This is a genomic window from Streptomyces nigrescens (assembly GCF_027626975.1).
GTDB classification, from domain to species: Bacteria; Actinomycetota; Actinomycetes; order Streptomycetales; family Streptomycetaceae; genus Streptomyces; species Streptomyces nigrescens.
The window spans coordinates 4,549,731-4,571,016 of record NZ_CP114203.1 but is presented as its reverse complement, the minus strand read 5'-3'; the positions used below and the strand labels follow the sequence as shown (position 1 = coordinate 4,571,016).

The window sequence follows — 21,286 nt, the reverse complement described above, 5'->3', positions numbered from 1 at the left end:
TTGCGCGGGGGTGCAGGGAGGGGATCGCGGAGCGGGATCGCGGGGCGGCCCGGTCCGCCGACGCCGGGAACGCAGCCGCCCGGGGCGGCCACCGTGGGCCACCCCGGGCGGTACCGCGCCTGGGCGGGAAGGGGTCCCTACGGGTCCCTGCCGGATCAGATCGTGGCGGTGTCGATCACGAAGCGGTAGCGCACATCGCTCGCCATGACCCGCTCGTACGCCTCGTTGATCCGGTCCGCGCTGATCACCTCGATGTCCGCGGCCAGCCCGTGCTCACCGCAGAAGTCGAGCATCTCCTGGGTCTCCTCGATGCCGCCGATCATCGAGCCGGCGATCGACTTGCGCTGCGGGATCAGCGCGAACGGCGCGACCGGCAGCGGATTCTCCGGGGCGCCGACCTGGACCAGGGTGCCGTCGGTGCGCAGCAGCCCGAGGTAGGCGTTCAGGTCCAGGTTGGCCGAGACGGTGTTGACGATCAGGTCGAAGGTCCCCGCCAGCTCCTCGAAGGTGGCCGGGTCGGACGTCGCGTAGTAGTGGTCAGCGCCCAGCCGCAGCCCGTCGTCCTTCTTGCGCAGCGACTGGCTCAGCACGGTGACCTCCGCGCCCATCGCATGCGCGATCTTCACGCCCATGTGGCCGAGGCCGCCCAGGCCGACGACCGCGACCTTCTTGCCGGGGCCGGCCTTCCAGTGGGCGAGCGGGGAGTAGAGGGTGATGCCGGCGCACAGCAGCGGGGCCGCGGCGTCCAGCGGGATGCTCTCGGGTATCCGCAGTGCGTAGTTCTCGTCGACGACGATATGGGTGGAGTAGCCGCCGTAGGTGGTCTCGCCGTCCCGGCCCGTGGCGTTGTACGTGCCGACGTTGCCGAGTTCGCCGGTGCAGTACTGCTGCAGCCCGGCCAGGCAGTTCGCGCACTCGCGGCAGGAGTCGACGAAGCAGCCGACGCCGACCCGGTCGCCCGCCCGGTACCGGGTGACCTCGGCACCGACCTCGGTGACCACACCGGCGATCTCATGGCCGGGGACGATCGGGAAGGCCCCGCCGTCGCCCCACTCGGCGCGCACGGTGTGGATGTCGGAGTGGCAGATACCGGCGTACTTGATGTCGATCAGGATGTCGTGGGCACCCAGCTCGCGGCGCGGAATCGTGATCCGCTCCAGCGGGGCTTTCGGGGCGGGTGCGGCATACGCGGAGACAGAGGTGTGCGTCATGCCACCGAGCATGCTTCGTTCCGCTCGCCCTAGCCAGTACACCATTGGACATATGCAGGGCGTGCCTAGTACTGACGGAACCCCCCCTCCGGGCCGGGCCGGGGGCCGGCCGCCGACCCCGGCCGGCAGGTGATCACCTACCACGCTGAACCGGGGTCGCGGTCGGGCCAGAAGCGCTCCGGCGGCCGGCGTCGGCTCAGGAGAAGACCACCGAACGCACCTTCAGCCGCTCCGAGCCATGACCGCCGTTCGGCCGGAGGCTGAAGAAGTCGCCCGTGCAGTCGGCGCCCGCGAACACCGTCGCGACCGACGAGGTGTAGTTCTTCGGGGTGTGCGCGGGAGGTACGGCCGGGTCGGCCACTTCGGGGAGGGTGATGCACACCCGGCTCACCGGGTCGGGCAGCAGTCCCACATGCGGAGTGCCGGTCTGGTCGGTGTAGATGTAGGTGAAGGGGCCGGTGGCCGCGCCGGCCGGGGTGGCGGGCAGGGACAGGGTGAGTGCGAGGGCACTGACGGCGAGGGCGGCGGTGTGACGAAGGCGCATACGGATATTCCTTCCATTCCGGTTCCATGCGGAATGTGTGCTTCCCGGCCTTTCGCCGGGTGATGTGCGTCGTCACACGAAGGAGTTGCGGCGAAACGATCCCTCGGCCGTTGTTCGGGGCGGCCGGGGTCCGTTGATGAAGGCCGGGGCGGCCGGGGCGGCCGGGGTCCGTCGGTGAAGGCCGGGCCGGCCTAGGACTGTTGGTGACCGTCGTGCCGCGCCTGCAGGATGCCGGCGCTCCGCTCGCACCAGTCGCGGGTCTCCCGTTCGAAGGCGAGACCGCGCAGACAGGTCAGATACGGGCCGAGCCGCGCGCCGTGGGCAAGGAACTCCGCCTCGTCCCGCCCACCGCGCAGCCGTACCGCCAGCTGTTCGAGGATCTCGACCTTGGCGGCGGCGGTCCGGGCCCGCGCGTCCAGCTGCTCGATCACCGGCGCGGCGTCGATCCGGTCCACGGCCTGCACCTTGACCAGCAGATCGTCACGGATGAACGACGGCTTGGCTGTTGTTGCCGCAAACCGCTCCAGCTCGGCCAGGCCCTCCTCGGTGACATGGAAGAGCCGCTTGTTGGGCCGGGTCTCCTGGATCACCTGGCGGCCGGCGACCAGCCCGTCCGCCTCCAGTTTGGTCAGCTCCGCATAGAGCTGCTGCGGCAGTGCGTGCCAGAAGTTGGCGACGCCGGCGTCGAACGCCTTGGCCAGCTGATAGCCGCTGTACTCGCCGTCGAGTAGTGCCGCCAGCACCGCGTGCCTGAGGGCCATGCCTCGGCCACCCCTTCCCATACTCAAGAATATGACTAATCATAGTCGCGACTATGAGAGGGCGGGGTCCGAACCGCGGCCGAGGTGCGGGCCGGGGCCGCTCGGACGGCTGCCCGGCCGAGGCGAGGAGGAAGAGTCATGGGGACGACCGCGGACCGCTTCAAGGCGGCGGTGGAGGCACAGGAACTCGACGCGGTGGAAGAGCTGTTCACCGAGGACGTCCGCCTCTACAGCCCGGTGAAGTTCACGCCCTTCGAGGGACGGCCGATGGTGCTCGCGCTGTTCGGGGTGCTGCTGCGCACCTTCGAGGACTTCCACTACGTCGGCGAGCTGACGGGCAGCGCCCAGACGGCGGCGGGACCGGACGGCGGCTCCGCCGACTCCACGGTCCTGATCTTCCGGGCCACCGTGGACGGCAAGCAGATCCACGGCATCGATCTGCTGCAGTTCGACGAGGCGGGCCGGATCAAGGAGTTCACGGTGATGGTGCGGCCGCAGTCCGCGGTGCATGCGCTGGGCGAGGCGGTGCTGGCCGGACTCGTCGAGGACGGGCTGGTGCCGCAGGAGTAGCGGCGCCCGGCCGGGCCGGCCCGGTTCTTTCGGGGCTGCCGGGCTGCTGCCCCGTGAATGTCGCCGCCGTCAGGAGGGAGTTGTCCTCCTGACGGCGACAGCAGATTCCGCGGATCATGTGGTGGCGGGCGCGGCTCGGGGCGTGCCGCGGCGCCCTAGTTTCAAAGAGGTCGGCTAGACGCGCTCCGACTGCTCCACCGTGATCGCCGCCGCCGGGCAGATGGCCGCCGCCTCGTGCACCGCTTCGTGCAGCGCGGCCGGTGGTTCGGCGTCGAGCAGCAGGACGATGCCGTCCTCCTCGCGCTGGTCGAACACCTCCGGCGCGGACAGCACACAGCTTCCGGCGCCGCAGCACTTGTCCTGGTCAATGAGTACGCGCATGGTTCTCTCCATGATGGGCCGCCCGGCTTCCGAAGGCCGTGGGCGGACGAGCTGGAACGGGATGACGGGAACTGCTGGGGCGGCGGTGCCGGGAGTGCGGGCTCACCATGCGACCGGCAGGGCGTGCACCCCGTAAATCCCCATGTCGTGACGGAACGGGACGTCCTCGAAGGGGATGTCGAGCCGCAGGCCGGGCAGCCGGCGCAGCAGTGTCTCCAGGGCGATCTGGAGTTCCACGCGGGCCAGCGGCTGGCCCAGGCACTGGTGGACACCGAAGCCGAAGGCGACATGCCGGCGGGCATCGCGGCCGACGTCGAGCGCGGCGCCCCCGGGGAAGACCTCCTCATCGCGGTTGGCGACGTTCAGCACGCACAGCACGCCCTCGCCGGCGCGGATGGTGTGGCCGCCGATGGTGACGTCCTCGTCGGCGATCCGCGGGAGACCGTTGTGGACGATCGTCAGATAGCGCAGCAGCTCCTCGACGGCCCCCTTGATGAGCGAGGGTTCCGCGCGCAGCCGCGCCAGCTGGTCGGGGTTGCGCAGCAGGGTGAGGGTGGACAGTGCGGTCATGTTGGCGGTGGTCTCATGGCCCGCGACCAGTAACAGCCGTCCCATGGAGGCGATAGCCGCGTCGTCGAGTTCGCCGCGGGCGACCAGCCGGCTGACGATGCCGTCGTCGGGCTCGCGCCGCTTGGACTCGGCGAGCCCGCACAGATAGTCCTGCAGCTCCTTCTGCGCGAGGTCCACCTCCTCGACCGTCGACCGGAGGCTGAGCAGGACGCTGCTGTGCTTCTGGAAGAACTCATGGTCGCCGTACGGGACGCCCAGCAGCAGGCAGATCACCAGGGATGGCAGCGGCAGCGCGAATTCCGCGACCAGATCGGCCGCGTGGCGGCCCTCGGTCATCCGGTCGAGCAGGTCGTCGGCGATGCGCTGCACCTCGGGGCGCATCGCCTCCACCTTCTTCACCATGAAGTCGGCGGTGAGCATCCGGCGCAGCCGTGCGTGCTCGGGGTCGTCCTGGCGGATGAACGACGGGTTGCCGGAGGCGAATTGCCGTGCGCCGGCGGTGAGGAACGGGAATCCCGGGCGGGTCGCATCGGCGCTGAACCGCGGGTCGCCGAGCACCTCCCGTACGTCCTGGTGCCGGGTCACCAGCCAACAGGAGGAGCCGTCCCACAGGGTGGCCCGGGTCATCGGCTCCTCCCGGTGGGCCCGTTCGAGCGCGGGTGCCGGGTCGAAGGGGCAGCCGGTGGCCCGTGCGGCCGGGACGGCGACGGGGGTGGGGCCCGCGCCCGGTCCGGTCTCCTGCTCCCTCTCGATACGTTCTGCAGTCGTCATTCGGCTGGTCCTTCCACGATCGGGACACGGCACTGCCGTGGCGAACGGTGCGGGTAGCGCCACTCCTTGACGGGACATGCGAACTCGGTAGCCGGCCCGGCGGCCGCGGTGACCAGCGGCGATCACGGTCGGCGATTACTAGTTACCTAACTTAAGCAACTAAGTTTTTTCCACGCTAACTCACCCGCGGAGGGGGAGGGAAGGGGAGAGCGTGGCATGCACGAGGTTGGCTCAAACCGAGCGGACGCCCCTACGGAACGGGCAGGTCACGGGGCGGATCGCGGCGTTGCGCGGGCCGCTAAAGTGCCTGCATGCCGGACCCCGGAAGAGACCAGGACCCTACCGTCGCTCTGCAAAGAGTGCTGGCCACGCTGTCCTACCTGCTCACCCGCTCCCGGGCGCACGAACGCCAGGCGGCCGAGGCGGGCGTCACGGCGGCACGCTCCGATCTCTGGCTGCTGATGGCGCTGGAGGACAGCGGAGGCAGTAGCAGGGTCGGTGATCTGGCCGCCCTGCTGATGGTCGAACCGCCTCATGTCACCCGGCAGATCAGCCAGTTGGAGGCCCAGGACCTGGTTGAACGGACCCCGGACTCGCTCGACCGCCGCGCCCGCAAAGTGGCGATCACCCCGCATGGCAAGGCGGTCCTCAACCGGCTTCAGCAAACCAGCCAAGCCGGTCTCCATGAGGCGCTCGCCGGATTCGACGACTCCGATATCGCCGCCACCGTCGCCGTGCTCAACCATCTGGTGTCCTACGCCCGCCAGAAGTTCACGGCCGAAGAGCGGCAGCGGGGGCGGGAGATGTGAGCGAGCGGCGCCCGGCGCGGGGCGGGGTGCCGGGTTGGCCGCTGGGTTGGCCGCCGGGCTGGACGCCGGGGGCCGGGCCTGATCCGTACGTACGTGCCCGGCCGGCCCCCGCCCCGTCCCTCCGTGACGTGCTACTCGATCTCGACCCGGCCGCTGTGGCCGTTGGTCGTGCCGGAGCTGCCGTTCTTGTCGGCGTTGGCGGTCTGCCCGTCGGGGGTGCCGAGGTTGCGGCGGACCGAATCGAGGATGGTCAGGCCCTGGCCGACCAGGCCGGCGGCGATCTCGCCGAGGCCGTCGGTGCCGTTGAGGACGTTGACGTTGGCGTTGGCCAGGCCCGCGGAGGCCTCCTTGACGATCTGCGGGAGCTGGTCGATGAGCATCCGGTCCAGGGCCACCCGGTCGTGCGAGGCGGCGGCCTCGGCCTGGATCTTCATCCGCTCGGCCTCGGCCATGGCCAGCAGCCGGATGCGCTCGGCCTCCGCCTCGGCGGGCTTGACGACCTCGGCCACCAGCTCCTGCTGACGCAACTGGGCGGCGCGCTGGGCGAGTTCGGTCTGGGCGGCGAGGACTTCCTGCTGTGCGTGTGCCTGGGCGAGCGGGCCGGCCTGGGCGGCGTGGGCCTGGGCGCGGTCCACCTCGGCGGAGTACTCGGCCTGCACGATGGCGGTCTGCCGGGTGTATTCGGCCTGGTTACGCGCGGCCTCCTGCTGCGCCTCGACCGAGGCCTGGGTGGCCTGGGCCTGGGCGATCTGCGCCTGCCGCTGGATGGCGGCCTTGTGCGGGGCGGACATCGCCTCGATGTAGCCGGTCTCGCCGTCGTCGATCGACTGGATCTGCAGCGAGTCGACGATCAGACCGATCTTCGCCATCTCGGTCTTGGACGTCTCCAGGACCTCGGTGGCCAGCTTCTGGCGCTCGGTGACGATCTCCTCGACCGTCATCGAACCGATGATGGAGCGCAGATGACCGGCGAAGATCCGGCCGGTCAGCACCGCCATCTGGTCCTGCTCGGACAGGAACCGCTGACCGGCGTTGACCACGCTCTCGGTGTCGTTGCCGACCTTGAACGCGATCACCGCGCGCACCGTCAGCGCAATGCCCTGCCGGGTCACACAGGTCTCGGCGACCTCCGACTCACACATCGCCAGGGTCAGAAAGCGGACCTTGCGGAAGATCGGCAGCACGAACTTGCCGTGCCCGGTCACCACTCGGAATGGCGCGCCCCCTTGTCCACGCCTGCCACCCGAAATCAGCATGGCTTGATCGGGGGCAGGAACGCGGTAACCGAACATCTTTTATCTCCTCAGCCTGCGTCGCCGGCCCCGCCGGTCAACGCGTCCAACGGGTCGGCCCACTCCATGACGTCGACCTGGCGACTGCCACGGCACTCGATGACGAGCACGGTCGCCCCTACCGGAAGGGGCTCGGCGGACCAGGCGAGAAAGGCCTCGGAGCCGCCCCTGATCCGCACCAGAACCTCACCGGGACCGGCAGCCCCACGAGTGCCGATCAAAAGCACTCCCGTACAGCCGATTACGGCATCGTCCTGCGCCATCGGCGGCTGCCCTCCCCCGTTTACGTTCCTGGAATCTGACCTTAGCGCTCCGCTGCGCGGCGGCCTATGGGGGGATGGTGGCGAGTTGGCACACCGGCTCGGTCCCGATCAATTTCTCGTTAAGAGAAGCCCAAATGTGGTGTGGATTTCCGTGGGGCAGAACTGTCGCGGATTCGGGAGTGGAGGCCGGTGTTCCGGTGTCCCGGTGTTCCGGCCTCGGCGGGTAATTCAGTGCGGCGAAGGCAGGGTGTCGAGGGCGGCGAGGATGTCGGTCGGTTCGGCGCGGGTGGTGTAGTCGGTGTCGAGGAAGGTCCAGCGGATGGTGCCGTCCTGGTCGATGACGTAGGTGGCGGGGAGCGGGAGGGTGCGCGGGTGTCCGCCGTTGACCCGCTGCAGGTCGAAGCCGAAGGACTCGTACACGACGGCCAGATCGTCGGGCAGGTCGAAGCTGATGCCGAACTGCTTGGCGGTGTCCGAGCCGAGGTCGCTGAGGACGTCGAAGGCGAGCGAGTGCTTTTCGGTGAGGGTGAGGGACTCGTCGGGGATCTGCGGCGATATGGCGACCAACTGGGCGCCGCGGGCGGTGATATCGGAGTGGTGCCGCTGCAGGGCGCGCAGCGCGAGGTTGCAGTAGGGGCACCAGGCGCCGCGGTAGAAGGTGAGCACGACCGGGCCCGCGGACAGCAGGGCATCGAGGGTGACGGTGTCGCCGGTCGCCGTCGGGAGGCTGAAACGGGGGGCGGTGTCGCCGGTCTGCAGGGCGCGCCCGGCCAGGCCGGAGGCGGCGAGATCACGGGCGGCCCGCTCCATCACCTCGCGGGCGGCGTCGGGGAGGTGGGGGAAGCCGGTGCGGAGGAGGGTGGTGAGTTCTTCCTGAAGGCTCATTGCGGTGGGTGCTCCTGAGGGGAGAGAGGGGCGCGCAGTGGCGCGAGGGCAGCGGTCACCGTGTCGGTCAGCGCCTGGGCTTCGGCACCGGCACGGGAGCGCAGATTGACGCCGTACGCGAGGGTCGCCAGCACCGCGGCGGAGGCGTCGAGATCGCAGGACGGCTGGAGGTGCCCCAGCTCAGCGGCGTTGGCCAGGGCCGCGCGCATGGCTGACTGGAGCATCTGGTGGTGGTCTTCGAGCAGGGTGCGGATGCCGGTGTCGTCGCATTCCGGGCCGGCGTAGGCATTGGTGACCATGCAGCCCCAGCCGGCGACCGGGCCGGAGCAGCGCACCTCGATCAGCCCGGCGAAGAACTCCTCGATCGACGTCAGCCCCGAGGACGCCTGCGACAGATGGGCGAAGGCGGGTGTCGAGTGCTGCGCTATATAGCGGCCCAGCGCCGCGGCGTAGAGGCCGTCCTTGTTGCCGAAGGTCGCATAGAGGCTGGAGCGGCTCACGCCGGTCGCGGTCACCAGCGCCTGGATGCCGGTCGTCGGCAGGCCGTGGCGCCAGAAGACCTGGATCGCGTCGTCGAGCACGAGGTCGGGGTTGAAGTGCTTGATGTCGGGCATGGCCGGGCTGCTCGTTTCGTTGTCACGAGAAGTCATGCAGGGTCGGTCGGTCCCGCCCCTTATCTTGGAACGGTTATTCCAAGATAAGCCGAGAGCCCTTCCCTGGCAAGGAGTTGGGGAAAACGACTGTGGACAACATCCGGAACCTGCCCTTCCGGCAAGGGGGTTGGAGAAGGACAGGGCAGGGCGTACACCTAAAGCTGGCTGAGTGCCTGCATCGCCTCGCGTTCGATGCGCGAGAGCTCGTGGAGGACGGAGCCGGCCTGCATGAGGTGCTTCGCGTCGCCGGATTCGCCTGCGGTCGCGAGGAGTTCGGCCACCTGCGTCCAGAGGGTGGCGGCCTCGGTGTACAGGGTGTGGCCGGTGCGCAGGTGGCTGCTGTCGATCAGCTGGGCGCACTCGGCGAGGAAGTCCCGGTAGAGATTGCGGAACAGGGCGCCGCCGGTGCCGGCCCTCTCCATGAGGACGGCGGTCCGTGGCAGGTCTTCCCGCGGATTGTCGCTGCGCTGCAGCCACTTCGGCACGTGCTTGGCTGCCTTCTCGATGCCCCGGTGGCCCAGGTTCGCGATGGGCGGGTTCAGGAAGGCGTCGGCGCAGGTCTTGATCGCGGGGATGATCCGGTCCTGCGGTGGCGTCGGGCTGCTGGGCGCTGTGATGGTGAAGGAGCGGTGCTTGGCGGTCATGGGACCGCGCTCGGCCCTGGCTCTGGCCAGGCCGGCGAGGCTGGTGGAGACGGCTCCGCCCTGCGGGGCGGTGTCCACCAAGTAGGCGTCCTGGTCGTCGTAGCCGTACATGGCCACGACGTGCCCGCCGAAGTGGACCTTGGTGGTGAAGTAGTCCAGGTGGTAGCTGTCGAGTTGCAGGCCGACCGGCCGGCCGGCGTCGAGGGGTGCCGCCACGTTCTGCCATGCCTTGCGCGGGGAGGTGGTCTCCCCGATCAGCAGCTCCAGCCCGAGGGCGGCGGCCAGGTTCCTGGTGAGCTCGAACGGCTTGACCCGGCCTCCCAGGAAGGGAAAGCCCATGGCTTTGCTGTCCCAGTAGACGAAGGACAGCCCGGAGCCGAGCCCGAACAGCATGGGCTCGGACAAGTCGATTCCCTCATGCCGCAGAAGCACGCCCAGCGCCGTCGTCTCGCAGTGCTGCATACCGCGGACATCGATGTCTTTCACCATGGCCATGCCGCTGATTCTCCTCCCCTCACCTGACGGCCACCCTGCGGATGAGGGTGCCCGGCCGCCGCGTCCCAGGAGTGATCCGCCGGAGCGGCCCTAAGCGCGGCGGGCCGCGGCCGGGTCCGGGAGGAGGGGCAGCAGTGCCGAGATCGCGGCGGACAGGGCGACGTTGAGGGCCACCGCGGCCGCCAGCGCCTGCCCGTACGCGCCGATGGCATGGTGCGCGGCGCCGCCCAGCGCGCCGTAGTAGAGGATGCCGACGACGGCCACGCCGACCGCGCCGCCGATCTGCTGGCCGGTGGAGAGCACCCCGGAGGCCATGCCCACCTCCTCCGGACCGACATTGCCGAGCACCGCATTCAGCAGCGGCGTCACCAGCAGACCGTTGCCCGCGCCCACCAGGACCAGGGCCGGTGCCAGCTCCCACGCGGTCAGCGCGGCACCGGCGCGGGTGGCCAGCAGGAGCGTGCCGAGGAAGCCCACTCCGCCGAGCAGGGCGCCGAGCTGCAGCACCCGCCGACCGAAGCGGGCCAGCCGGCCGGCGATCAGGCTGGCGCCGAAGAAGGCGACGGCGAGCGGTGTGTAGACCAGGCCCGCGCCGAGCGCGTCCAGCCCCAGACCGTCCTGGAGCGTCAACGACAGGATCAGGAAGAAGGAGTTGATGCCCGCGTACGTGAGGACGACCAGGGTCATCCCGACCGCGAACGGCCGCTCGCCGAACAGTCGCAGCCGTACGAGCGGGGCGCCGCCCCTGGCGCCCACCCGCCGCTCCACCAGGCCGAACACGGCGAACGCGGGCACGGACGCGGCCAGTCCGAGCCAGGCCCACAGCGGCCAGCCGTACGCCCGGCCCTCGACCAGCGGCACCACGAGCAGAGAGAGGGCCACCGTCAGCACCACGGCGCCGGGCAGATCCAGCCGCCGGGCCCGGGGCGCCCGCGACTCGGGCACGAACCGGCCCGCGAGCAGCAGCGTCACCACGCCCACGGGCACATTGACCCAGAAGACCGGCCGCCACGAGGAGCCGAAGAGGTCGGCGGCGATCAGCAGACCGCCGACCAGCTGACCGGACATCGTGGCGATGCCGATGACCGCGCCGAGCGCGCCGAAGGCCTTGGGGCGTTCGGCTTCCGGGATCAGCACCTGGATCACCGCGAAGACCTGCGGGAACATCCCGGCCGCACCGAGGCCCTGGACCAGCCGCGCGGCGATCAGAGTGCCGGAGCCGGGCGCGAGCGCACAGCCCACGGAGGCCAGGGTGAACAGCGCCATCCCGGTCAGGAACAGCCGCTTGCGGCCGTAGCGGTCGCCGAGCCGCGCGCCGGTGATCAGGGCGAGGGCGTAGGTGAGCTGATAGCCCGCCAGGATGAGCTGGACATCGGCGGGGGAGGAGTGCAGATCGGCCTGGATGGCGGGGGCGGCGACCAGCACGATGAAGGTGTCGAGCACGGCCATGAACGCCCCGACCAGTACGACGGTCAGGGCCGGCCACGGCGCCGCACCGGCCTGCCGGGCGGACGGCGGGACCGGCGCGGTATGCCGTCCGGTGGTGCCTGTGGGTGAGGTCTGGGTCATGCCGCCAGCGTCGGACGGGCCCGGCCGGACATACAGAGACCATTTATGCTGGTGTCCCCACAACCCCCCATCCGTCATCCGTGCTGTGCCCGGAGACGACTGCGGCGGGCCCCTTCCGGCCGCAGACGCGGCGGGCCCGACCGGCTGGCACCCGCGACCCGCGGCGAACGGGAGTATCGATGGCTGACCAGCAACGGCGGCGGAACCTCGCGGAGTTCCTGCGTTCGCGCCGGGAGCGGCTCTCGCCCCGGGAAGCGGGCATCCTCGCGGGGCCGCGGCGGCGCACCCCGGGCCTGCGGCGCGAAGAGGTCGCCCAGCTCTCCGGGGTCAGCGTGACCTGGTACACCTGGCTGGAGCAGGCGCGCGACATCACCGTCAGCGGACAGGTCCTCACGAGCCTGGCGCGCGCCCTGATGCTGAATTCGGTCGAGCGCCGGCATCTGTTCGCGCTGGCCGGGGTGCCGTTGCCGGAGCGGCCGCCGGGCCGGGGCCCCGGGCCCGCCCTGCAGCGGCTGGTGGACGCGCTCGAACCGCACCCCGCCTACCTCCTCGACGCCAACTGGGACCTGGTGGGCTGGAACCGCGCCGAGGCGGGGCTGATCGGTGACCCGGGCGAGCTGGAGCCGGCCGAACGCAATCTGCTGTGGCTGGTGTTCATGGACCCGGCGATGCGCGAGCTGCTGGCCGACTGGGACGGACAGGCGCGGGATCTGGTCGCCCAGTTCCGGGCCGATTCCCGGCAGCGCTCGGGGGACCCGCGGTTCGAGCAGCTCACGGGCGGCCTGCGGGAGGCGAGCGAGGAGTTCCGGGCCTGGTGGGAGGCGCATGACATCGCGGAGTTCGGCAGCAGCCGACGGACCTTTTCCCATCCCCGCGTGGGGGCGCTGACCTTCGACTATGTGAAGCTGGCGGCGCTGGACGCGCCCGGCATCAAGCTGTTCGCCTGTATGCCGGCCGATGCCGCGACGACGGAGAAACTGCCCGCGCTGCAGCGGTGTGCGGCGGGCGGGGAGTCACCGGACGCGGAGGCGGCGGACCCGGGCACGGCGGGCGAGGTGACTGTCTCGCCGGTGTGAGGGGCGCGGCCGCCCGTCGTAGGCCCTGGCGGGCTCCGGCCCCCTACCCCTGCGGGTTGACGGCCACGGCCTTGAAGAAGGTGTAGTGGAAGGTGCCGCCCTCGGCGGCGGCCAGCCGCAGATCGGCGATCCCCCGGTCCCAGTCGGCGGCGGTGCTCAGCCCGGTGCGCAGCGCCTCGTCGCGGACCGCCTCGACCATGGCGATAAAGGTCTTCCGAGTGAGACCGTCCACCAGCGCGGGCCGGGTGGCGTCGGCATAGGCCGTGCGCGGCCGGACCACCACCTGGTCGAAGCCGGCGCCGCTGAGCAGCGGCTGCAACGCCCGTCCGAGCAGCGCATTTCCGCCGGCCGCGGCCTGCAGCCGTACCTGGTGGCTGATCACCTCATGGGCGTGGACGCTGTCCGGGTGCAGGACCACCGAGCCGTGGTCGCCCTCGATCACGGTGAGGGTGCCGCCGGGCCGCAGCACGCGTCGCAGCCCGGCCAGCGCACGGCCCGGGTCCGGGAGGTGCTCCAGCACGAAACAGGCGAAGACATGGTCGAACTCCGCGTTGCCGAAAGGGAGGTGGTGCAGATCGGCGGTCCGCCACTCCACCTCGGCGGCGGGCTCCTGCGCCGTCACATACGCGCGGGCCTGCGCCAGCGACTCCGCGGAGCGGTCGATCGCCACGATCCGCGCGCCCGGGCTGCTCCTGGCCAGATGCACGGTCTGCGCGCCCACCCCGCAGCCGACCTCCAGCACCCGGCTGCCCGCGGCGTACGCCGTACCGGCATGCAGCAACCCTGCCAGGGTGTCCGCCTGGTCGCCGAGACGACGTGACTCCTGGGGTGAATAGCCGTGCACATACGCCGTGTTCGTGTTCATGCCTTCACCGTGCCGCGACAATGGCCCGGTGCACAGGTCCAAAGAGCGCCCTGCCAACCGGTCCATAACGCCCTCGTCCTCAGCGCCTCCAGCCCCCTCGCCCCCAGCCCCCGCGCCCCCGGCCGCCCCACCCCCCTCCTCCCCGGCTTCTCCCGCCTCCTCGTCCCCGGCCCCGCCGTCCCGCCCCGGGTCCCCCGGCTCCTCCGACTTCCTGCAGCTGAACCTCGACGACGCGCCCGCGGGCGGCCGTTCGGACTGGCTGGCCCAGGAGTTGCGGCGGGCCATCGCGGACGGCCGGCTGCCGGTCGGGAGCAGACTGCCCGCGACCCGGACGCTCGCCGCCGACCTGCGGGTATCGCGGGGTGTGGTGACCGAGGCCTATCAGCGGCTGACCGAGGACGGGCAGCTCGCCGGGCGGGGGAGGGGCGGCACGATCGTCGTCGCCGCGCCCGTGACGGCCGCCGCGACGAGCACGGGAGCGACGCCCCGCCCCGGCCGGGACCCCGCTCCCTTCGCCGCACCACCCGGCCCGGAAATCTTCGACGAGCTGCGCACCGCCCCCGCCCGGATCGACCTCTCGCCCGGTGTGCCGGACCTGGCCGCCTTCCCCCGTGCGGCCTGGCTGCGCGCCGAACGCGCGGTGCTGGCGGACCTCCCGTCGGCCGACTTCGGATACGGGGACCCCCGCGGCACCGTCGCGCTGCGCCGCGCCGTCGCCAACTGGCTGGCCCGCAACCGCGGCATCAGGGCGGACCCGGACGAGGTGGTGATCGTCGTCGGCACCGTCCAGGCGCTCGGCCTGATCGCCCAGGTGCTGCACCGCGACGGGATTTTGGAGATCGCGGTGGAGGACCCCGGATCGCTGGGCGCGCGGCAGCATCTCCAGCACTGGGGGATGGCGACGCCGCCGGTCCCGGTGGACGACGACGGGATACGGGTCGACGCGCTGCGGGCGAGCGGTGCGCGGGCCGTTCTGCTCACCCCGGCGCACCAGTTCCCCACCGGGGTGGTGCTCGGTGGTGGACGGCGCCGGGAGCTGATGCGCTGGGCGGCCGACGGCGGCCTGATCGTCGAGGACGACTACGACGCCGAGCACCGCTACGACCGCGCGCCGGTCCCCGCCCTGCGCTCGCTCCTCCCCGAGCAGGTCTGCTACGCCGGCAGCGTCTCCAAGCTGCTGGCCCCCGCCCTGCGGGTGGGCTGGCTGCTGCCGCCGCGGAAGTACCGGAAGGCGCTGGTCGACGCCAAGCGGTTCGCGGACCTCGGCAACGCCGCGCTGCCCCAACTCGTCCTGGCCCGGCTGATGGAGTCCGGCGAACTGGAGCGCCGGCTGAGGCTGCTGCGCCGACGCCATCGCCGTCGCCGGGACGCCATGATCGCGGCGATCCGCGATCGTCTGCCCGGCGCGACCGTGCACGGCGCCGCGGCCGGTCTGCATCTGACGCTCACCTTCGGACGGGACGGCTACCGGGGCTCCGACACGGATCTCGCCGCGGCCGCCCTCGCCCACGGCGTCAAGGTCCACCCCCTGTCCTGGCACAGCCAACTCCCGGCCCCGCCGGGCCTGGTCCTCGGCTACGCCGCCCGCACCCCGGACGAGATCACGCAGGGCGTGGCCGTCGTGGGCGAGGTGCTGAGCGGCGGGTGACGGGGCTGAGCGCCCCTGGGCAGCAGACCATTCCGTGCGCTCCTGTTCGTGGAGCGCACGGAATGGCGGGGTGCCGGCCCGGTGACCCGGCGGCTGCTCGGGCGCGGCGTTGCGGGGTAGTGGGGTGTTGCCCGCCGGTGCCGCCGGGTCGGCCGGTGACCGGGCGGGGGTCAGGGTTCGATGACTCCCGCGTGGTCGCTGGACGGCGACAGGATCGCCGTCGGGGTGGCGGCGCCGGCGAACTCGACGTCATAGCCGCCGTTGGCGAGGATCAGCGTCAGGATGAGCGTCTCGTTGAACCGGGCGACGCCTTGGGCGTCGGTGATGCCGATGCCCACGAGGTTGCTGCCGATCTTGAAGGTGATGGTCTGGCCGGGCACGGGCAGGCCGGTGACCTGATCGGTCAGCGTGGCGGTCAGGAACGGGAAGTACACGTGCGGCGGGAACAGCTTCGCCAGCGCCGGGGTCGCGGTCAGCGTGGTGGCGTGGACGGGGACGAAGTAGGTGAAGCCGCCCACCAGAGTGGTGCTGCCACCAGGGGTGGTGACGGTGACGTCCGCGGGACCGGCTGCCCCGGGCGGAGTGGTCGCGGTGAGCTGCGTACCGGCGGCGTTGACGCTCACCCCGGTGGCGGGGTTGCCGCCGATCGTGACGCTCGCCCCGGTCAGGTTGGTCCCGGTGATCGTCACGACCGTGCCGCCCGTGATGGGCCCCTGGTTGGGGACGATGCTGGTGATCGTCGGGTCGAATTGGATGACGCTGACACTGGCCCCGGAGATGTTGCTGACGTAGACCTTGTTGTTGGGGGCAACCACGAGGGCGATCGGCTGGTTGCCGACCGGGATCGGGGCGCCGATGGTGGTGTTGGTGGTGGTGTCGATCACCGACACGTTGTTCGAGCCGCGGTTGGCCGTGTAGGCGTTGCCGCTGGGGCCGACCGCGATGCCCCAGGGGTTGGTTCCGACGGGGATCGTGGTGGTGATCGTGTCGGTGGTGGTGTTGACCACCGTCACGTTGTTCGACCCGATGTTGGCGACGTAGGCGTCGCCGCTGGGGCCGATCGCCACGAAGTTCGGCTGGTTGAAGCCGGGGATCGTGGTGACGACGGTGTTGGTGGCGGTGTCGATCACCGTCACGCTGTTCCCGTTCCGGTTGGCGACATAGGCCTTGCCGTTGGGGGCGACCGCGATACCGACCGGTCCGCTGCCGGTGGGGATCGCGGCGCCGACGACGGTGTTGGTGGCGGTGTCGATCTCCTGCACGCTGTTCGCCGCGAAGCGGCTGACGTAGACATTGCCGCTGGGGATGACCGCCGCCGCGGCGGGGCCGCCGCTGAGGGCGATCGTGGTGATGACGGTGCTGGTGGCGGTGTCGATCACCGTCACGTTGTTGGAGATGTTGTTGGGGACGTAGGCGTTGCCGTTGGGGGCGACGGTCAGCCAGGCCGGCGTGGTGCCGGTCGGGATCGCGGCGCCGATGACGGTGTCCGTGGCGGTGTCGATGGTTTGCACATTGCTCGACCCGGAGTTGGCGACGTAGAGGTCGCCGTTGGGGATGAACGCCAGCCCGACCGGGTTGGTGCCGACGGGGATCGTCGTGACGGCCAGGAAGGTGCGCGCCGGGGTTACCGCCCGGCTCGCCTGCCCCGTCTGGTCGGCGAGCGCGGCTGTCCGCAGCAGATCCTGCAGCGGCGACTGAACTTGCGTAGTCATGTGGACCCCTTCTGTGGGGGCCGTCCAGAGATCCCGCTCCGGGGCACCACAACCACAGTCCACACGTGGCAACAGCACGGCGGGCTGCACATCCCCGAGGAGGGATGGGCAGCCCAGTGGTTCGGTGGCTTCTTCGTTCCCGCGCCGCGGGCAAGCGAAACGTCCGAGGATGACTGCCGACGCCCGGTGCCTTCACCCGTCGGCATCCGGATCGTTCGGTACGGGCAGTCGCCCGCCCCTGCCGGCCGCGAAGGACGGGGAGTTGCCCGGCGTCGGCTGATCAGCGGAACGGGAGGGGGTGGCCCCGCTCCTCCTCCGGGCGGGGGCCGAAGATGCGGCGTTCGTCGCCGGTGATCGCGACATCGTGGATACCGGCCTCCCGGCGCCGCATCAGGCCGTTCTCGTCGAACTCCCACAGTTCGTTGCCGTAGCTGCGCCACCACTGGCCGGCCGCGTCATGGGACTCGTACTGGAAGCGCACCGCGATGCGGTTGCCGCTGTACGACCAGAGTTCCTTGCGCAGTGCGTAGTCCAGTTCGCGGGTCCACTTCTGGCGCAGGAAATCGACGATCTCGTCGCGGCCGGTGAGGAAGGTGTCGCGGTTCCGCCAGACCGAGTCCTCGGTGTAGGCGAGGGCGACCCGCTCCGGGTCGCGGGTGTTCCAGGCGTCCTCGGCCGCCTGCACTTTCTGGAGCGCACCCGGCTCGTCGAACGGCGGGAACGGTGGGCGTGATCCCATGGCGGACTCCCTTTCTCAGCGAAGGAGAACGTGCGTTCTCCTCGGTGTCGGCTAGTGTAGAGAACGTTCGTTCTCCTGCAAAGTCACGGGAAGTGTCATGGACCACGACGAAGCCCGCACGCGGATACTCGACGCCGCGGAGAAGCTCTTCTACGAGCGCGGAATCCAGTCCGTCGGGATGGATGAACTCCGCACCGCGGCCGGGGTGTCGCTCAAGCGGCTGTACTCGTGCTTCCCCGCCAAGCACGACCTCGTCGAGGCGTATCTGCGACGCCGTGACAGCCGCTGGCGCGCGGCGCTCGCCGAGTATGTCGACGCGCATGCCGACGAGCCCTCGGCCCGGCCGCTCGCGGTCTTCGACTGGCTGGGCGAGTGGTTCGCGGAGGACGGCTTCCGTGGTTGCGCCTTCCTCAATGCGTACGGGGAGCTGGGGGCGACCTCCGAGCGGGTCGGCTGCGTCGCCCGGGAGCACAAGGAGGCGCTGCTGGGGTATGTGGCCGGGCTGGTGCGAGCGGCGCCGGTCGCCGAACCGGAGTCGCTGGCGCGGCAATTGGTGCTGCTGATCGACGGCGCGATCGCCGGTGCCGCCCTCATGGGCGAGCCCTCCGCCGCCCGGCAGGCCCGTACCGCCGCCGCCGCGCTCATGGAGGCGGCGGGGAGTGTGACGGGGTGAGGGTGGCGCGCAACGGAACTTAATGGCACGTGAGTTCGAAAACCTACTAAGATCAACTACGTGCACGCGGTGCCCGCCACGCCCCATTCGTGGCGGGATTTTTCGCGTCTTCCGCCCGTACTCCGAGGAGAGGACTCCCCCCACACATGACCCGTTCGAAGCTGCTTCGCGCGCTGACCGTCGCCGGAACGATCGCGCTGAGCGCCGTCGCCACCACCCCGGCCGCGCACGCCGCAGCGTCCGCCTGCACCCATGACTGGTCGGGCCCGCAGATCTGCATCGAGACCAGTGGCCAGGACGGGCTGCCCAACCCCGGCACCGTCACCGCGACCTGGACCAACCCGCCCAAGAGCCGGCAGTCGGCGACCGTCTACATCACCACGCCCGGCGTCTCCTACTCGTTCAAGGCGAAGCGGTCCGGCAGCGAGATCGTCGGTCGCACCGCCCCCGGCCTTCAGGGCACCGGAGATCTCTGTGTCCGCTTCAAGGGCAGCTCGCACAAGGCCTGTGTGGAGCTGATCGACCGGAACGGCTCCTTCTAGGGGCTCCTTCCCGTCACGACGCGGCCGCAGCTCACCGGAGTTGCGGCCGCGTCGGCCTTTCGGCGGGGGAGGGGCGGCCCGGTATCCGCTCCGGATTCCCGAGTACCGATCGCCCCCCGGCTGACGACGGGCCCGGGACACCTGTCGTTGGGGCGGTCTTCAGGTTGGCTTCAGGAAGGGTGCGTAAGGGTGGCCTTACGTGCTCAGGCAGCACGCCCGGCACGGGGAACCGTCCCGCGCCGGGGTACGCCGCCGTCTCACCGTCGAGGCAGCGCCGCGCCACCCATGACCCGACCACACCACGCGCCCCACGGGGCGAGTAGGAGGCAGGCCACCATGCAACAACTCACCGCGCACGCCCGTTCCTTCGAGAACCGCTGCGCCGAGCGCGGCGAGGAGTTCCGCAGGCTCGGAGCCGGGCAGTCGCCGCAGGCGCTGTTCGTCACCTGCTCCGACTCGCGGGTCGTTCCCGCACTGATCACCGGGGCGGCGCCGGGCGACCTGTTCGAACTGCGCACCGCGGGCAACATCGTTCCCGAGTACCGCCCCGAGCGGCCCGCGGGGGAGGCCGCCACCATCGAGTACGCCGTACAGGTCCTGGGCGTGGAGCACATCGTGGTGTGCGGCCACTCACACTGCGGGGCGGTCGGTGCGCTGGTCCGCGGGGAGGACCTGACCGGGGTGCCCGCGGTCCGGGGCTGGCTGGAGGGCGCCGCACCGGAACTCTCGGGCGGCGGGGCGGACGGCGGCACGCCGGAACTCGCCGACGCCGTCCAGCGGCACGCGCTGGCACAGGCGGAGCGGCTGCGGGCCTACCCGTGCGTGGCGGAGGGTCTCGCCGCCGGGCGGCTGTCTTTGGACGTCTGGTTCTACGAGGTGCATACGGGGGCCGTGCGCCGGCACCGGTCGGAGACGGGGCGCTTCGAGTCGCTGTGAGCGGGCGTCGGCCCGACCCGTCGGCTGAACGACCCCCCGGCCCACCGACCGCCGCCCGTCCCGCCCCACGCACCCCATCGGAGAGATCTCCATGCTCACCGCGCTCAAGCGCACCACAGGCAAGCTCCCCACACTCAGTCCCGGCACACTCCGCCGTGATGTCCTCGCCTCACTCGTCGTCTTCCTCGTCGCCGTCCCGCTCTGCGTCGGTGTCGCCGTCGCCTCCGGGGTGCCGGCCGAACTCGGGCTGATCACCGGCATCGTCGGCGGCCTGGTCGTCGGCTGTCTGCCGGGCAGCTCGTTCCAGGTCAGCGGCCCCGCGGCCGGGCTCACCGTGCTCGTCCACGAGGCCGTGCAGCAATTCGGCCTGGCGTCCCTGGGCGCGATCGTGCTCGCCGCCGGACTGCTGCAACTGGCACTCGGCGCGCTGCGCTGCGGCCGGTGGTTCCGCGCGATCTCCGTCGCCGTCGTCCAGGGCATGCTGGCCGGGATCGGGCTGATCCTCATCCTCGGCCAGGTGTACGCCATGGCCGACACCGACCAGCCCAGCAGCGGCCTCGCCAAGATCACCGGGCTGCCCGGCCTCGCCGCCTCGATCGCGACCAGCCCCGAGGCCCTCACCGCGTTCGCGGTCGGCGTGGGCACCCTCGGCCTGCTCGTGCTGTGGCCGCGGCTGCCCGCCAAGGTCCGTCTGGTGCCCGGGCCGCTGGCAGCCATCGCCGTCGCCACCCTGGTCACCGCGGTGTGCGCGCTGCCCATCGCCAAGGTGGAGGTGAAGGGCCTGCTGGCGTCGATCCAGCCGCCCGGCCTCGGCGAACTCGGCGGACTGGCGCAGCTGTCCGTCCTCGGCACCGTGCTCGCCTTCGCCCTCATCGCCTCCGCGGAGAGCCTCTTCAGCGCCGCGGCGGTGGACCGGATGACCGGGGCCCGTACGGACTACGACAAGGAGCTGATGGCGCAGGGCGCGGGCAACACGGTCTGCGGGCTGCTCGGTGCCCTGCCGATGACCGCGGTGATCGTCCGTAGCGCGGCCAATGTGCAGGCCGGGGCACGGACCAAGGCCTCCCGGGTGCTGCACGGCGTCTGGCTGCTGGTGTTCGCCGCGCTGCTCCCGGCGGCCCTCGGGGTCGTCCCGCTCGCCGCGCTCGCCGCCGTCCTGGTGCACGCCGGGGCGAAGCTGGTGCCCGTACGGCAGCTGCCGCAGCTGTGGCGGGAGCACCGGGGCGAGGCGGTGATCCTCGGGGTGACCGCGGGCGCGATCGTCTTCACCAACATGTTCGAGGGCGTGCTGCTCGGCCTGCTGCTGGCCGTCGTGAAGACCGCCTGGGAGACCTCCCATGTCCAGATCGACGTACGGGAGTTGACGGGCGGACGGACCCTCGTCGCGCTCAGCGGCAATGCGACCTTCCTGCGGCTGCCCAAGATCCTGGACGCGCTGGAGACGCTGCCCCGCGACAAGCCCGTCGAGCTGGACCTGACGGAACTGCGGCACCTGGACCACGCCTGCCGCACCGCCCTGGACGGCTGGACCACCCAGCACAACGCCGCGGTGGCCCCGGCCTCCGCGGACCGGCCGGCGACGGTGACGGCCGGGCGGTCCACGGCCTCCTGACGCGAATGCGCGGCGCGGCCCCGGCGGTGAAGGAACCGCCGGGGCCGCGCCGTGTCTTCCGGGAC

22 protein-coding genes are annotated in these 21,286 nt (G+C 71.1%); 8 read left to right on the top strand and 14 right to left on the bottom strand.

The genetic code is table 11. From position 1 onward, the window contains the following. Positions 1-155: 155 nt before the first annotated feature. The 3 genes from STRNI_RS20340 to STRNI_RS20330 all read right to left on the bottom strand — a co-directional run bounded on the left by STRNI_RS20340 (position 156) and on the right by STRNI_RS20330 (position 2,516). On the bottom strand, positions 156-1,211 hold the full coding sequence (locus tag STRNI_RS20340; RefSeq protein WP_159487198.1) for an NAD(P)-dependent alcohol dehydrogenase: 1,056 nt from the start codon (positions 1,209-1,211) through the stop codon (positions 156-158). Between the two features lie 196 nt (positions 1,212-1,407). After that, positions 1,408-1,755 carry a hypothetical protein gene (locus tag STRNI_RS20335; RefSeq protein ID WP_159487196.1) on the bottom strand — a complete coding sequence of 116 codons (348 nt, stop codon included), beginning with the start codon at positions 1,753-1,755 and terminating at the stop codon, positions 1,408-1,410. A gap of 191 nt (positions 1,756-1,946) precedes the next feature. Continuing rightward, entirely contained in the window at positions 1,947-2,516 is a 570-nt protein-coding gene (locus STRNI_RS20330; RefSeq protein ID WP_277411751.1) for a PadR family transcriptional regulator, read from the bottom strand. 138 nt (positions 2,517-2,654) lie between these two features. On the opposite strand from STRNI_RS20330, the gene STRNI_RS20325 reads away from it, so the two are divergent. Next, the gene (locus STRNI_RS20325) at positions 2,655-3,086 is read left to right on the top strand and encodes a nuclear transport factor 2 family protein (protein ID WP_093641780.1); all 432 of its coding nucleotides are present in this window, start codon (positions 2,655-2,657) and stop codon (positions 3,084-3,086) included. Between the two features lie 174 nt (positions 3,087-3,260). Here the strand turns inward: STRNI_RS20325 and STRNI_RS20320 are convergent, their stop codons facing one another. Both STRNI_RS20320 and STRNI_RS20315 read right to left on the bottom strand, forming a co-directional pair. Next, positions 3,261-3,467 carry a ferredoxin gene (locus tag STRNI_RS20320; RefSeq protein WP_018089869.1) on the bottom strand — a complete coding sequence of 69 codons (207 nt, stop codon included), beginning with the start codon at positions 3,465-3,467 and terminating at the stop codon, positions 3,261-3,263. Positions 3,468-3,569: 102 nt separating this feature from the next. Beyond that, entirely contained in the window at positions 3,570-4,808 is a 1,239-nt protein-coding gene (locus STRNI_RS20315) for a cytochrome P450 (protein WP_277411750.1), read from the bottom strand. A 311-nt stretch (positions 4,809-5,119) separates the two neighbouring features. Here STRNI_RS20315 and STRNI_RS20310 point away from each other — a divergent pair, with 311 nt between their 5' ends. After that, entirely contained in the window at positions 5,120-5,617 is a 498-nt protein-coding gene (locus STRNI_RS20310; protein WP_093641783.1) for a MarR family winged helix-turn-helix transcriptional regulator, read from the top strand. A gap of 131 nt (positions 5,618-5,748) precedes the next feature. Here the strand turns inward: STRNI_RS20310 and STRNI_RS20305 are convergent, their stop codons facing one another. The 6 genes from STRNI_RS20305 to STRNI_RS20280 all read right to left on the bottom strand — a co-directional run bounded on the left by STRNI_RS20305 (position 5,749) and on the right by STRNI_RS20280 (position 11,418). Beyond that, complete coding sequence (locus STRNI_RS20305; RefSeq protein WP_159487192.1) at positions 5,749-6,909, bottom strand: flotillin family protein; 1,161 nt, start codon at positions 6,907-6,909, stop codon at positions 5,749-5,751. A gap of 11 nt (positions 6,910-6,920) precedes the next feature. Further along, entirely contained in the window at positions 6,921-7,172 is a 252-nt protein-coding gene (locus STRNI_RS20300; protein WP_018089873.1) for a hypothetical protein, read from the bottom strand. A gap of 228 nt (positions 7,173-7,400) precedes the next feature. Next, complete coding sequence (locus tag STRNI_RS20295) at positions 7,401-8,057, bottom strand: peroxiredoxin-like family protein (protein WP_093641790.1); 657 nt, start codon at positions 8,055-8,057, stop codon at positions 7,401-7,403. Continuing rightward, positions 8,054-8,671, bottom strand: coding sequence for a TetR/AcrR family transcriptional regulator (locus STRNI_RS20290; RefSeq protein ID WP_109891275.1), 618 nt, complete (start codon positions 8,669-8,671; stop codon positions 8,054-8,056). Before STRNI_RS20290 ends, STRNI_RS20295 begins: the two co-directional genes overlap by 4 nt. A gap of 194 nt (positions 8,672-8,865) precedes the next feature. After that, positions 8,866-9,849 carry a BtrH N-terminal domain-containing protein gene (locus STRNI_RS20285; protein ID WP_277411749.1) on the bottom strand — a complete coding sequence of 328 codons (984 nt, stop codon included), beginning with the start codon at positions 9,847-9,849 and terminating at the stop codon, positions 8,866-8,868. Between the two features lie 90 nt (positions 9,850-9,939). Then, the gene (locus STRNI_RS20280; RefSeq protein WP_277411748.1) at positions 9,940-11,418 is read right to left on the bottom strand and encodes an MFS transporter; all 1,479 of its coding nucleotides are present in this window, start codon (positions 11,416-11,418) and stop codon (positions 9,940-9,942) included. Between the two features lie 179 nt (positions 11,419-11,597). On the opposite strand from STRNI_RS20280, the gene STRNI_RS20275 reads away from it, so the two are divergent. After that, positions 11,598-12,494: a helix-turn-helix transcriptional regulator gene (locus tag STRNI_RS20275; protein ID WP_277411747.1), complete on the top strand. Its 897-nt coding sequence runs from the start codon at positions 11,598-11,600 to the stop codon at positions 12,492-12,494. A 43-nt stretch (positions 12,495-12,537) separates the two neighbouring features. Here the strand turns inward: STRNI_RS20275 and STRNI_RS20270 are convergent, their stop codons facing one another. After that, positions 12,538-13,359 (bottom strand): methyltransferase domain-containing protein, encoded by an 822-nt coding sequence (locus STRNI_RS20270; RefSeq protein WP_274737258.1) that lies wholly within the window; start codon positions 13,357-13,359, stop codon positions 12,538-12,540. 211 nt (positions 13,360-13,570) lie between these two features. Here STRNI_RS20270 and pdxR point away from each other — a divergent pair, with 211 nt between their 5' ends. Beyond that, positions 13,571-15,007 (top strand): MocR-like pyridoxine biosynthesis transcription factor PdxR, encoded by a 1,437-nt coding sequence (gene pdxR / locus STRNI_RS20265; protein ID WP_277413293.1) that lies wholly within the window; start codon positions 13,571-13,573, stop codon positions 15,005-15,007. A 170-nt stretch (positions 15,008-15,177) separates the two neighbouring features. On the opposite strand, the gene STRNI_RS20260 is transcribed toward pdxR, so the two are convergent. Continuing rightward, entirely contained in the window at positions 15,178-16,719 is a 1,542-nt protein-coding gene (locus tag STRNI_RS20260) for an IPT/TIG domain-containing protein (RefSeq protein WP_277411746.1), read from the bottom strand. Between the two features lie 280 nt (positions 16,720-16,999). Next, a complete protein-coding gene (locus STRNI_RS20255; protein WP_159487180.1) occupies positions 17,000-17,458 on the bottom strand; it encodes a nuclear transport factor 2 family protein in 459 nt (152 codons plus the stop codon). A 97-nt stretch (positions 17,459-17,555) separates the two neighbouring features. On the opposite strand from STRNI_RS20255, the gene STRNI_RS20250 reads away from it, so the two are divergent. From STRNI_RS20250 to STRNI_RS20235, 4 genes are all read left to right on the top strand, one after another. Further along, positions 17,556-18,131, top strand: coding sequence for a TetR/AcrR family transcriptional regulator (locus tag STRNI_RS20250; protein ID WP_277411745.1), 576 nt, complete (start codon positions 17,556-17,558; stop codon positions 18,129-18,131). A gap of 146 nt (positions 18,132-18,277) precedes the next feature. Beyond that, a complete protein-coding gene (locus STRNI_RS20245; protein WP_159487176.1) occupies positions 18,278-18,673 on the top strand; it encodes a hypothetical protein in 396 nt (131 codons plus the stop codon). A 336-nt stretch (positions 18,674-19,009) separates the two neighbouring features. Further along, complete coding sequence (locus STRNI_RS20240) at positions 19,010-19,609, top strand: carbonic anhydrase (protein WP_277411744.1); 600 nt, start codon at positions 19,010-19,012, stop codon at positions 19,607-19,609. Between the two features lie 91 nt (positions 19,610-19,700). After that, positions 19,701-21,221 (top strand): SulP family inorganic anion transporter, encoded by a 1,521-nt coding sequence (locus tag STRNI_RS20235; protein WP_277411743.1) that lies wholly within the window; start codon positions 19,701-19,703, stop codon positions 21,219-21,221. The last annotated feature ends 65 nt before the right edge of the window (positions 21,222-21,286 follow it).

Coding starts and splice junctions, on each gene's coding strand:
- STRNI_RS20305 (WP_159487192.1), bottom strand. CDS start 6,909: ATGTTCGGTTACCGCGTTCCTGCCCCCGATCAAGCCATGCTGATTTCG.
- STRNI_RS20330 (WP_277411751.1), bottom strand. CDS start 2,516: ATGGCCCTCAGGCACGCGGTGCTGGCGGCACTACTCGACGGCGAGTAC.
- STRNI_RS20310 (WP_093641783.1), top strand. CDS start 5,120: ATGCCGGACCCCGGAAGAGACCAGGACCCTACCGTCGCTCTGCAAAGA.
- STRNI_RS20315 (WP_277411750.1), bottom strand. CDS start 4,808: ATGACGACTGCAGAACGTATCGAGAGGGAGCAGGAGACCGGACCGGGC.
- STRNI_RS20280 (WP_277411748.1), bottom strand. CDS start 11,418: ATGACCCAGACCTCACCCACAGGCACCACCGGACGGCATACCGCGCCG.
- STRNI_RS20340 (WP_159487198.1), bottom strand. CDS start 1,211: ATGACGCACACCTCTGTCTCCGCGTATGCCGCACCCGCCCCGAAAGCC.
- STRNI_RS20240 (WP_277411744.1), top strand. CDS start 19,010: ATGCAACAACTCACCGCGCACGCCCGTTCCTTCGAGAACCGCTGCGCC.
- STRNI_RS20325 (WP_093641780.1), top strand. CDS start 2,655: ATGGGGACGACCGCGGACCGCTTCAAGGCGGCGGTGGAGGCACAGGAA.
- STRNI_RS20260 (WP_277411746.1), bottom strand. CDS start 16,719: ATGACTACGCAAGTTCAGTCGCCGCTGCAGGATCTGCTGCGGACAGCC.
- STRNI_RS20290 (WP_109891275.1), bottom strand. CDS start 8,671: ATGCCCGACATCAAGCACTTCAACCCCGACCTCGTGCTCGACGACGCG.
- STRNI_RS20250 (WP_277411745.1), top strand. CDS start 17,556: ATGGACCACGACGAAGCCCGCACGCGGATACTCGACGCCGCGGAGAAG.
- STRNI_RS20275 (WP_277411747.1), top strand. CDS start 11,598: ATGGCTGACCAGCAACGGCGGCGGAACCTCGCGGAGTTCCTGCGTTCG.
- STRNI_RS20245 (WP_159487176.1), top strand. CDS start 18,278: ATGACCCGTTCGAAGCTGCTTCGCGCGCTGACCGTCGCCGGAACGATC.
- STRNI_RS20295 (WP_093641790.1), bottom strand. CDS start 8,057: ATGAGCCTTCAGGAAGAACTCACCACCCTCCTCCGCACCGGCTTCCCC.
- STRNI_RS20270 (WP_274737258.1), bottom strand. CDS start 13,359: ATGAACACGAACACGGCGTATGTGCACGGCTATTCACCCCAGGAGTCA.
- STRNI_RS20235 (WP_277411743.1), top strand. CDS start 19,701: ATGCTCACCGCGCTCAAGCGCACCACAGGCAAGCTCCCCACACTCAGT.
- STRNI_RS20300 (WP_018089873.1), bottom strand. CDS start 7,172: ATGGCGCAGGACGATGCCGTAATCGGCTGTACGGGAGTGCTTTTGATC.
- STRNI_RS20255 (WP_159487180.1), bottom strand. CDS start 17,458: ATGGGATCACGCCCACCGTTCCCGCCGTTCGACGAGCCGGGTGCGCTC.
- STRNI_RS20320 (WP_018089869.1), bottom strand. CDS start 3,467: ATGCGCGTACTCATTGACCAGGACAAGTGCTGCGGCGCCGGAAGCTGT.
- STRNI_RS20335 (WP_159487196.1), bottom strand. CDS start 1,755: ATGCGCCTTCGTCACACCGCCGCCCTCGCCGTCAGTGCCCTCGCACTC.
- STRNI_RS20285 (WP_277411749.1), bottom strand. CDS start 9,849: ATGGCCATGGTGAAAGACATCGATGTCCGCGGTATGCAGCACTGCGAG.